12 protein-coding genes are annotated in these 10,282 nt (G+C 28.3%); all 12 read left to right on the plus strand.

Features of this window, described 5'->3' with window-relative positions; translation table 11 throughout:
• Positions 1-71: 71 nt before the first annotated feature.
• On the plus strand, positions 72-1,118 hold the full coding sequence (locus L8W56_RS05215; protein WP_263659621.1) for a dehypoxanthine futalosine cyclase: 1,047 nt from the start codon (positions 72-74) through the stop codon (positions 1,116-1,118).
• A complete protein-coding gene (locus L8W56_RS05220) occupies positions 1,118-2,338 on the plus strand; it encodes a M16 family metallopeptidase (RefSeq protein WP_263659622.1) in 1,221 nt (406 codons plus the stop codon). Before L8W56_RS05215 ends, L8W56_RS05220 begins: the two co-directional genes overlap by 1 nt.
• On the plus strand, positions 2,328-4,151 hold the full coding sequence (gene recG, locus L8W56_RS05225; protein ID WP_263659623.1) for an ATP-dependent DNA helicase RecG: 1,824 nt from the start codon (positions 2,328-2,330) through the stop codon (positions 4,149-4,151). The genes L8W56_RS05220 and recG overlap by 11 nt, the downstream gene beginning before the upstream one ends.
• Positions 4,144-4,746 carry a Crp/Fnr family transcriptional regulator gene (locus tag L8W56_RS05230; RefSeq protein ID WP_133318957.1) on the plus strand — a complete coding sequence of 201 codons (603 nt, stop codon included), beginning with the start codon at positions 4,144-4,146 and terminating at the stop codon, positions 4,744-4,746. Before recG ends, L8W56_RS05230 begins: the two co-directional genes overlap by 8 nt.
• 44 nt (positions 4,747-4,790) lie before the next feature.
• Positions 4,791-5,438 (plus strand): amino acid ABC transporter permease, encoded by a 648-nt coding sequence (locus tag L8W56_RS05235; protein ID WP_133318956.1) that lies wholly within the window; start codon positions 4,791-4,793, stop codon positions 5,436-5,438.
• Entirely contained in the window at positions 5,431-6,090 is a 660-nt protein-coding gene (locus L8W56_RS05240) for an amino acid ABC transporter permease (RefSeq protein WP_133318955.1), read from the plus strand. Before L8W56_RS05235 ends, L8W56_RS05240 begins: the two co-directional genes overlap by 8 nt.
• 1 nt (position 6,091) lies before the next feature.
• On the plus strand, positions 6,092-6,829 hold the full coding sequence (locus tag L8W56_RS05245) for an amino acid ABC transporter ATP-binding protein (RefSeq protein ID WP_133318954.1): 738 nt from the start codon (positions 6,092-6,094) through the stop codon (positions 6,827-6,829).
• A 108-nt stretch (positions 6,830-6,937) separates the two neighbouring features.
• Entirely contained in the window at positions 6,938-7,735 is a 798-nt protein-coding gene (locus L8W56_RS05250; protein ID WP_375154872.1) for a cysteine ABC transporter substrate-binding protein, read from the plus strand.
• A 2-nt stretch (positions 7,736-7,737) separates the two neighbouring features.
• Positions 7,738-8,952 carry an MFS transporter gene (locus tag L8W56_RS05255; protein WP_263659624.1) on the plus strand — a complete coding sequence of 405 codons (1,215 nt, stop codon included), beginning with the start codon at positions 7,738-7,740 and terminating at the stop codon, positions 8,950-8,952.
• Between the two features lie 70 nt (positions 8,953-9,022).
• Positions 9,023-9,178, plus strand: a complete 156-nt coding sequence (locus L8W56_RS05260; protein ID WP_263659625.1) for a hypothetical protein — start codon at positions 9,023-9,025, stop codon at positions 9,176-9,178.
• A gap of 88 nt (positions 9,179-9,266) precedes the next feature.
• Positions 9,267-9,515 carry a hypothetical protein gene (locus tag L8W56_RS05265; RefSeq protein WP_263659626.1) on the plus strand — a complete coding sequence of 83 codons (249 nt, stop codon included), beginning with the start codon at positions 9,267-9,269 and terminating at the stop codon, positions 9,513-9,515.
• Between the two features lie 77 nt (positions 9,516-9,592).
• On the plus strand, positions 9,593-10,084 hold the full coding sequence (locus L8W56_RS05270) for a hemerythrin family protein (RefSeq protein WP_263659627.1): 492 nt from the start codon (positions 9,593-9,595) through the stop codon (positions 10,082-10,084).
• The last annotated feature ends 198 nt before the right edge of the window (positions 10,085-10,282 follow it).

A 10,282-nucleotide genomic window follows, 5' to 3' on the forward strand; every position in this document is an offset into this window, starting at 1 on the left:
GATTATATCGTCTTTAAGATTATTTTACATTTAAATGTTATAATAATCCTTTTTTATAAAAAGGTTTAAGAATGAGTAGATTAAGTAAAAAAGAAGCGTTAAATTTGCTCCAAAATGCACCTTTATATGAACTAGGTGCAATGGCTTATGAGAGAAAATTAGAGCTTCATCCTGAAAAAATAACTACTTTTGTGGTAGATAGAAATATAAATTATACAAATATTTGCTGTATTGATTGTGATTTTTGTGCTTTTTGTAGAAAAGAAAAAGATGATGATTCCTATATTTTAAGATATGAAGAAATAGGGCAAAAAATAGAAGAATTACAAGCTATAGGCGGAACGCAAATTTTATTTCAAGGCGGGGTACATCCAAAACTTAAAATAGAATGGTATGAAGATTTGCTTTCTTATATAAAAACTAATTATCCAACGATTACCGTGCATGGTTTTTCAGCAGTAGAGATAGCTTATATAGCAAGAGTTTCTAAAATTTCTATAGAAGAGGTTTTAAAGAGATTACAAGTCAAAGGACTTTTTTCTATACCTGGAGCGGGTGCTGAAGTATTAAGCGATAGGGTAAGAGATGTTATAGCGCCACATAAATGCGACACGGCTACTTGGCTTAGGGTGCATGAGAGTGCGCATAATATAGGTATGAAAAGTACTGCTACAATGATGTTTGGTACAGTTGAAAATGATGAGGAAATCATCGAACATTTTGATCATTTAAGAAATCTACAAGATAAAACAAATGGCTTTAGAGCTTTTATTTTATGGTCATTTCAAAGTGAAAATACTCCTTTGATCAAAAAACACCCTGAAATCATCAAGCAAAGCTCTAATAGGTATTTAAGATTACTAGCTTTGGCAAGATTATATTTAGATAATTTTAAAAATTTACAAAGTTCATGGGTAACACAAGGCTCTTTAATAGGTCAACTTGCTTTAAAATTTGGTGCAAATGATTTAGGTTCAACTATGATGGAAGAAAATGTTGTAGCCGCAGCTGGTGCAAAATACAGAATGAATCAAGAACAAATGATAGAACTTATTAAAGACATAGGGGAATTACCTGCCAAACGCGATACAGCTTATAATATTTTAGAAAGGTTTTAATGTTAAATTTAGACTTTAATGAAACTAAAATAGACATAATATATGAGTATGAAAATGAGCTTCCTGTAGTATTTTTTAAGCTCATTTTTAAAAATAGTGGAAAAATAGCAGAAAAACACAATAGAGGTTGTGCAAGTATGCTTGCTAGGCTTTTAAATGAAGGAAGTAATGATGAGTTTTTTAAAAGCTTAGAATACCGTGCTATAGAGCTTTATGCTAAGGCTAGTTTTGAACATTTTCAAATTAGTATTAAATGCTTGAAAGAACATTTTGATTTTGCTTTAGAAAAATTACAAGAATTATTTTTAAATGTGCGTTTTGATGAAAAAATCTTACAAAGATTAAAAACTTTAGCCTTGGGTGAGCTTGCAAGTTTAAATACTGATTATGATTATCAAGCAAAAAGACTTTTGAATAAGAATGTTTTCAAAGATGAAATTTTTGCTAGTGGTCTTGATGGGACTAAAGAAAGCATAGAAAAGATTAGTTTAAAAGAATTACAAGATTTTATGAGTGAAAATTTAGTACTTGATAATGCTTTATTTGTTTTTGGTGGAGATATTAAAGAAAATGAAGTAAAGATTAAAGTAGAAAAAATTTGCCAAATTCTAAAAAGAAATGTCCCAAATCAAAACAAAAGCTACAAGCTCGTTGATGAGAGTATAGAAGTAAGTGAGCAAAAAAGCACCGAGCAAGCTTATATATATTTTTGCTCTCCATTTAATATACAAATTAATGATGAGAAAATGTATTTAGCTAAACTTGCTTTGTTTATTTTAGGTCAAGGTGGTTTTGGTTCGCGTTTGATGGAAGAAGTGCGTGTAAAAAGAGGCTTGGCGTATTCAGCATATGCTATGCTTGATGTAAATTTAAATTATAGTAGAGTTTTTGGGTATTTGCAAACTAAAAATGAAAGTTCCAATGAGGCTAAAGCTTTAGTTAAGGAAGTTTTTGAAAACTTTGTCCAAAATGGAGTCAATGAAAAAGAATTTCAACTAGCTAAACAATTTTTAGTAGGATCTATGCCTTTAAGGTATGAAAACTTGGCTAAAAGACTAGATATAATGCTAAATGAATATTTGCATGGTTTAAAACTTGGAAATTTAAAAGAAGAAATGCAAAAGATTAAAAACACTAATTTAGATGAGTTAAATGACTTTATCAAAGCACATAGTGAAATTACCAAAGTGAGTTTTGCAAGCATAGAAAATGAAAGTTGAAGAAAAGGACTTAAAACTACTTCATGCTTTAGGGGTTAAAAATTGTATCGATTTGGCTTTGATTTTACCTAAAAAATTTGATGATTTTAGAATTTCAAAGTTTCCAAAAGATACATTTTGCACTCAAAATGTAAAAATTATTAGCACACAAAATCATCACTCCCAGCTTTTTATACTTTGTGAATGTTTAGAATGGGGTATAAAAGCAAATATAGTGATCTTTCATCCTAATAAGTGGCATTTTAAAATTTTTAAACATAATGCTTTGGTTTGTATCCATGCAAAGATGAATTTTTTTAATGGAATTTGGCAGTTTATAAACCCAAAAATAGTAAAAAACATAGGTCAAATAATCCCTAAATACCAAATTAGCTCTATTAAAGATGAAAGCATCAAAAAGCTTATTTTAAAATATGTCAATGAAGCTAACTTAAAAGCGCTAAATTTAGAACAAAAATATATCAATTTACTTTTGAATTTACACAATTATGATGATTTAATTCTTTATGAAAATTTTAATGCCATAGTTAAAGATTTAAAATATATAGAAATTTTTAATCATTTAAGGCGTTTAAAGGGTAAAAAAATATCACAAAATGCTTATGAAATAGAACTTTTTGATATAAGCTCTTGGCTTAAAGGTTTAGAATTTAGCCCTACAAATGATCAGCTTTTAGCAATAGAAGATATTAAAAAAGATTTGCAAAATAAAGTCGCTAAAAGGCGTGTGGTAATGGGTGATGTGGGTTGTGGTAAGACTTTGGTCATACTTGCTGCAAGTTTGCTAGTATATCCTAAAAAGGCTATTTTAATGGCTCCAACTAGTATATTAGCAGAGCAAATTTATCATGAAGCAAAAAGACTTTTGCCTGATTTTGTTAATGTATTGCTTTTAAAGGGTGGTAAAAAAGATAAAGATTTAGCAAAATTAAAAGAACAAGCCCATTTTATCATAGGTACACATGCGCTCATTTATCAAGAAGAATTTGAAGCAGTTTTAGTGATGATAGATGAGCAACATCGCTTTGGCTCTAATCAAAGACAAAAAATAAGTGAGCTTAGTAAAAACTCTCAATATGCTCCACATATCGTGCAATTTTCTGCTACACCTATACCAAGAACACTTTCTATGATACAAAGTGAGCTTGTAAATTTTAGTTTTATTAAACAAATGCCTTTTAAAAAAGACATTAAAACTTTTTGCATACAAGATAAAGATTTTAAATATTTGCTTAAAAAAATCGATAATGAACTAGCTAAAAATCATCAAGTGATCATCATTTATCCTTTGGTAAATGAAAGTGAAAATATAGATTATTTATCGCTAGAACAAGCACAAGGGTATTGGATAAACAAATACAAAAATGTTTATGTGACTCATGGAAAAGATAAAAATAAAGATCAAATTTTGCAAGAATTTAGAGAAAAAGGCACGATTTTACTTTCTACGACCGTGGTTGAAGTGGGAATTTCTTTACCAAGACTAAGCGTGATTGTTATTGTTGGGGCTGAAAGACTTGGGCTTGCTACCTTACATCAGCTTCGAGGTAGGGTAGGTAGAGTAGGGCTTGAGAGCTTTTGTTATTTATATACTAAGCAAAAAGAAATTCCAAGTCGTTTGCTTGAATTTGCTAAAACTTTAGATGGGTTTAAAATAGCTGAGCTTGATTTAAAAAACAGGTTAAGTGGGGATTTACTAGATGGTAGAGTGCAACATGGAAATCACTTTAAATTTTTTGATTTTGCAGATGATGAAGAGCTGGTTTTAAAAGCAAAAGAAAGTATTAAAAATATGGAAGAAAAAAATGGATAAACATTTTGAAATTTTGATTTCAAAGGGCGAAAAGAAGTATTTTAAGAAAGGAAATATTTTATTTTTTCAAGGTGAAAAAGCAAATAAAATTTACATTTTACTAAGTGGAAAAGTGCGTATATATAAGGTAAATGCAAAAGGTTTTGAGCTAACACTACACACTCTAACTCCGGTAAATTTTATAGCTGAAATGCCTGTGTTTGAGGGTATTGATTACCCAGCCAATGCAATTTGTGAGCAAGATTGTGAAATTTGTGTTTTTGATTTTAATGAATTTAAAAAATTATGCTTAGAAAATGGAGAATTTAGTTTTTTACTTTTGACTTCTTTAATCGGTAAAATTCGAATTTTAGAAAATTTTATCAGACAAAAATCTTTGGATTTAAAGTCAAGATTAGTCAGCTTTTTACTAGAAAATGAAGAAAAGCTACAAAATTTAAAACAAAAAGAAATCGCTGTGATTTTAAATTTACCCCCAGAATCTTTGTCGCGTTTTTTAAAAGAATTAAAACAAAATGAGCTTATTTGCACAAATAAAGGTAAAATAGTAATTTTAAATAAAGAAAAAATGCAAAATTTAATTAAGTCTTTTTAAGTCTTATTTGTTACAATATTATATTTTAAAGTATGGATGGTTTCATGGATTTTGATTTTTTAGTCAAGTTTAGCCCTATGTTTATACAAGCTTCTTGGCTTACATTAAAACTTGCTATTTATGGGGTGTTTTTTTCATTTTTAGTAGGTTTATTTTGTGTGGGAGTGAGTTATTTTAAATTTTCCTTTTTAAACACAATTTGTAAAATTTATATAGAATTTTCAAGAAACACACCTTTGCTAATCCAACTTTTCTTTTTATATTATGCTTTACCTGAATTTGGAATTCAACTTAGCTCTTTTGCTTGTGCTGTGATAGGACTTAGTTTTTTAGGTGGTTCTTATATGGCTGAAAGTTTAAGAGCGGGTATGGAAGCGGTTAAAAAACAACAATATGAATCAGGACTTTCTTTGGGTTTGAGCAAATGGCAAAATTTCCGTTATATTATTATGCCTCAAGCTTTGGGTATAGCTATGCCAAGCATTAGTGCAAATATCATTTTTTTACTTAAAGAAACTTCTGTAGTAAGCATTATTGCTTTAGCAGATTTAGTATATGTGGCTAAAGATCTTATAGGGCTTTATTATAAAAGTAACGAAGCATTATTTGCTTTGGTGCTTTGTTATTTGATCTTGATTTTACCTTTATCTTTAGTGTTAAACCGTATAGAAAAAAGGTTAAATTATGTTTGAAATTTTAAATCAAGATACCTTTTTTAGACTAGCGCAAGGTTTAAAGGTTACTTTAGAGCTTTCATTGATTAGCGTTTTGATTTCACTCATAGGAGGAGTATTTTTTGGAATTTTAATGCATTCTAAAAACAAATTCCTTTATGTTTTTTGTCGTTTTATGCTTGAGTTTGTGCGTATTATGCCTTTGATTGTTTGGCTTTTTATAGTGCATTTTGGCTTGGCGAAATGGTTTGGATGGCATTTGAGTGCTTTGGGTTCAAGTATTATTGTTTTTAGTATTTGGGGTGTATTTGAGATGATGGATTTGGTTAGATCATCTTTAGCAAGTATACCAAAACATCAGTATGAGTCAGGACTTTCACTAGGTTTTAATAAATTTGAAGTTTATCTTTTTATCATTATACCTTTATCTTTGAGAAGATTATTGCCAATGAGTATTAATCTTTTTACAAGAATTATTAAAAGCACTTCAGTGATTTATCTAATCGGCGGTATAGAGCTTATTAAAGTAGGTCAACAAGTGATTGAGCTTAATTTATTTCAAAATTCTTATGCGGCTTTTGTGATTTATGGTTTGATTTTATTGATTTATTTTATACTTTGTTATCCTTTGTCGGTATATTCAAAGTTTTTAGAGAAAAAATGGAGCTAATATGAGCATTTTAAAAATACAAAATTTACAAAAATATTATGATGATCATCATGTTTTAAAAGATATTAATTTAGAAGTAAATCAAAAAGAAGTAGTGGTTATACTAGGTCCAAGTGGTTGTGGGAAATCTACACTTTTAAGATGTATTAATGGCTTAGAAGAAATGGCTGATGGAGCTATTTTAGTAGATGATGAGAAAATTGATAAAAATTATAAAAAATGGACTCAAATTCGTCAAAAAATAGGTATGGTATTTCAATCTTATGAGCTTTTTGATCATTTAAATGTTGAGCAAAATATACTTTTAGGACCTTTAAAGGTGCAAAAAAGAAAAAAAGAAGAGGTTTTAGAAGAAGCAAAATACTGGCTTGATAGAGTAGGACTTTTGCATAAAATAAAAGCTTATCCTAAAGAATTAAGCGGTGGACAAAAGCAACGCATAGCCATAGTTAGAAGTCTTTGTATGAACCCTGAAATCATGCTTTTTGATGAAGTTACAGCAGCGCTTGATCCTGAAATCGTGCGTGAAGTTTTAGATGTGATTTTAAATTTGGCAAAAGATGGTATGACTATGCTTATAGTTACACATGAAATGGGTTTTGCAAGAGCAGTTGCTGATAAAATAGTTTTTATGGATGATGGTAAAATAGTAGAAATTTCAAATCCTGATGAATTTTTTGAAAATCCAAAGACAGATCGTGCGAAAAAATTTCTCAATTTGTTTGATTTTCATCGTTAATTTTATTTTTTTAAAATATTTATTTAAAAAAATAATATAAGGTTTAAAAATTTAAATTTTTAATCATAAGGATAAAACATGAAAAAAATTTTTCTTTTATCATTTTTGATGGCACTTTTTTTTAGCGCATGCTCAAATTCAAGCTCTAATGAAAATTCCATAGAGAAAATCAAACAGCAAGGTGTAATCCGTATAGGTGTATTTGGCGATAAACCTCCATTTGGCTACCTAGATGCACAAGGGAAAAATCAAGGTTATGATGTATATTTTGCTAAACGCATAGCAAAAGAACTTTTGGGTGATGAGTCAAAAGTGCAATTTGTACTTGTTGAAGCAGCAAATAGAGTAGAATTTTTAGAATCAAATAAAGTAGATTTAATCTTAGCAAATTTTACAAAAACCCCAGAAAGAGAAGCTGTGGTTGATTTTGCATTACCTTATATGAAAGTTGCTCTTGGGGTGGTGGCTCCTAAAGGGTCAGATATTGAAACTTTAGATGATTTAAAAAATAAAACTTTAATTTTAAATAAAGGCACAACAGCTGATGCGTATTTTACAAAAAATATGCCAGATATTAAAACGATTAAATTTGATCAAAATACAGAAACTTTTGCAGCTTTAATTGGTAAAAGAGGTGATGCGTTAAGTCATGATAATGCATTGCTTTTTGCCTGGGCTAAAGAAAATCCAAATTTTGAAGTAGTGATTAAAGAACTTGGAAATCATGATGTTATAGCTCCTGCTGTAAAAAAAGGTGACGAAGCTATGTTAAATTTTATCAATGATTTGATTTTAAAATTACAAAATGAACAATTTTTCCACAAAGCTTATGATGAAACTTTAAAGCCGTTTTTTAGTGATGATATAAAAGCTGATGATGTAGTAATTGAAGGTGGCAAAATTTAATAATGCAAAAAGCTTTTAAAAATACCATCTATGCTTCCTTAGGTGGTATTTTAGAATTTTATGATTTTGTTTTATTTATCTTCTTTGCAAGTGTTTTTGCAAAAATTTTCTTTCCTCAAAATGATGATTTTTGGCCATTAATCTATACTTATGTAGCCTTTGGGGCAGGGTATTTAGCCAGACCTTTTGGTGCTGTTGTTTTAGCGCATTTTGCAGATATAAAAGGGCGTAAGAATGTTTTTTATATTAGCATGCTTTTAATGGTTGTACCAAGTTTTATTTTGGCCTTTTTACCTACTTATGAAAGCATAGGGCTTTTGGCTACTTTTATGCTTTTTGTTATTAGGATAGCCCAAGGATTAGCTATAGGAGCTGAAGTTAGCGGTGCTTGGATTTTTGTGAGTGAATTTGTGAGTAAAAAAAGACTTGGTTTGGCACTTGGTTTTATTTCAGCGACTTTGACTTTAGGTTTATTGCTTGGAAATTTAGCGACTTTGACTATATATGCGTATTTTGATAAAGAAGAAGTAGAAAGCTTTGCTTGGAGAATTCCTTTTTTTATAGGAGGATTTTTTGGTATATTGGCTTTATTTTTACGCACGAAATTGAATGAAACACCAGCTTTTAAAAATATAAAAGCAAAAGAAAAAATTTTAAATTTCCCACTTTTGCAGGCTTTAAAAACACATAAAAAAAGTATGTTAATATGCGCTTTACTTACTGTGGTTTTAACAAGTGGGGTGGCTACTTTAATGATACTGCCACAATATTTTGAAAGCTTATTAGGAGTTAGCAAAACTACTGCTTTGTTATATCAAAATTTGGCCATAGTGATGATCATACTAGGAAGTTTAGCACAAGGATATTTAGCAGATTTTTTAGGACATTTTAAAATTTGTTTGATTTTCACTTTACTTTTTGGAATTTTTGGTATAGCTTTTAGCTTTTATAATGAGTGGTTTTTGTTATTTTATTTGCTTGCTTGTTTTGCACAAGGTATTATAGCTTTTGCTCCTATTTTTATGACTCAAATTTTTACCACAGAGTTAAGATCGAGTGGTCTTTCTTTTGCTTATAATATTTCTTATGCGATTTTGGGTTTTATAACCCCTTTTATTGTTAATTTTGTATATAAGGAGTATTTTTATATTTATATTATTTTTATAATTATTGCTAGTTTGCTAAGTTGTTTTTTAAATAAATTTTTTATTAAATAATTATATATATATTAATATTTATTTTATGGATAATACTATTATATATACTACAAAATAAAGAATATTATATATGAAAATATGGACTCAAAAATATACCGTTTGGAATAGTATTATTGATATACAACATAAAAGCTTATTTTATTTAGCTAAAGAAATTTATTTTATAAAAAATAATCATGCAAGTATTAATGAAGTTAGAATGCTTTCGATTGAATTTTTAAAATAACTTAAAGATCATGCAAAATATGAAGAAAAATATATGAAAAGGATTGCTTACCCATATACCGATATACATATAAAAGAGCATAAAAATTATGTCTTCATTAGCTTCTTTGGTTAAAAACACATCAAACATAAATGAATTTAAAACAAAATTTAGTGATTTTATAGATAATAATATCATTAAGTATATTTTAGAGGAAGATATAAAATATGCTAATTTTAAGAAAAAAGAATATGTTCTTTATACTTGTGGATGCTTAAATAAAAAATATAAAATTTCACATAATATGCATCTTAAAATTTTTAATGGCGCTAAGTATGATTGTAAAATTTGTCAGTAAAATATTCGATTGATTTAATCGGCGGGGGTATATGGTAAGTAATTTTCCCTCTTGGAGTGATGAATATTGTTTAGGCAATGAAAAAAATAGATTTACAGCATCAGAGATTTTTTGCTTTAACTTTAGAAGTTTTTAGACTTTCAAATAGACATATTTATAAAACAGAATTAAAAAAAGTATTAATGGAGTTATTTTCATATATGAAAAATCATTTTGATAATGAAGAGGAATATATGAGAGAAATTAAATATCCATATTTAGATGAGCATATAATAATGCATAAAAATATTGTAAAATCTATGAAAAGTCTATTATATGAGTGTTGTAGTACTAATGGACTTAAAAATGAACTTTATAATATAGTATCATCATGGTTTTTTAATCATTTTAGTATACATGATATGAAAATAAGAGATTATGTTCAAAATTCATCTAATCAAAATTTATCAAAACAAAACGAGATGATAAAAAGCGAAGAAATATTTGAGTATACATGTGATTGTATTGGTGTTATCCATAAAGTGAATTATGATTTACATATGAAAATAAATTATTTAAATATATCTTAATAAGTGCAACAAATGCTCAAAAAAGTTGAAATTAAAATCAAATGCATAGAAAGTTATCTAGTTGATTTTTAAGTTAAATAGTATATCTAACATAGTAGTTTATTAATTCATTATCTTTTTCCGAGGTATGTTGTAGTAGAATTTATAGTTTGAAGCAACATAAACTACCGTCCGCTAAACTATTTTTTGTTAAATTTA

The organism is Campylobacter sp. IFREMER_LSEM_CL1085, assembly GCF_025772235.1.
GTDB classification, from domain to species: Bacteria; Campylobacterota; Campylobacteria; order Campylobacterales; family Campylobacteraceae; genus Campylobacter_D; species Campylobacter_D lari_D.

Coding starts and splice junctions, on each gene's coding strand:
- L8W56_RS05215 (WP_263659621.1), top strand. CDS start 72: ATGAGTAGATTAAGTAAAAAAGAAGCGTTAAATTTGCTCCAAAATGCA.
- L8W56_RS05220 (WP_263659622.1), top strand. CDS start 1,118: ATGTTAAATTTAGACTTTAATGAAACTAAAATAGACATAATATATGAG.
- recG (WP_263659623.1), top strand. CDS start 2,328: ATGAAAGTTGAAGAAAAGGACTTAAAACTACTTCATGCTTTAGGGGTT.
- L8W56_RS05230 (WP_133318957.1), top strand. CDS start 4,144: ATGGATAAACATTTTGAAATTTTGATTTCAAAGGGCGAAAAGAAGTAT.
- L8W56_RS05235 (WP_133318956.1), top strand. CDS start 4,791: ATGGATTTTGATTTTTTAGTCAAGTTTAGCCCTATGTTTATACAAGCT.
- L8W56_RS05240 (WP_133318955.1), top strand. CDS start 5,431: ATGTTTGAAATTTTAAATCAAGATACCTTTTTTAGACTAGCGCAAGGT.
- L8W56_RS05245 (WP_133318954.1), top strand. CDS start 6,092: ATGAGCATTTTAAAAATACAAAATTTACAAAAATATTATGATGATCAT.
- L8W56_RS05250 (WP_375154872.1), top strand. CDS start 6,938: ATGGCACTTTTTTTTAGCGCATGCTCAAATTCAAGCTCTAATGAAAAT.
- L8W56_RS05255 (WP_263659624.1), top strand. CDS start 7,738: ATGCAAAAAGCTTTTAAAAATACCATCTATGCTTCCTTAGGTGGTATT.
- L8W56_RS05260 (WP_263659625.1), top strand. CDS start 9,023: ATGAAAATATGGACTCAAAAATATACCGTTTGGAATAGTATTATTGAT.
- L8W56_RS05265 (WP_263659626.1), top strand. CDS start 9,267: ATGTCTTCATTAGCTTCTTTGGTTAAAAACACATCAAACATAAATGAA.
- L8W56_RS05270 (WP_263659627.1), top strand. CDS start 9,593: ATGAAAAAAATAGATTTACAGCATCAGAGATTTTTTGCTTTAACTTTA.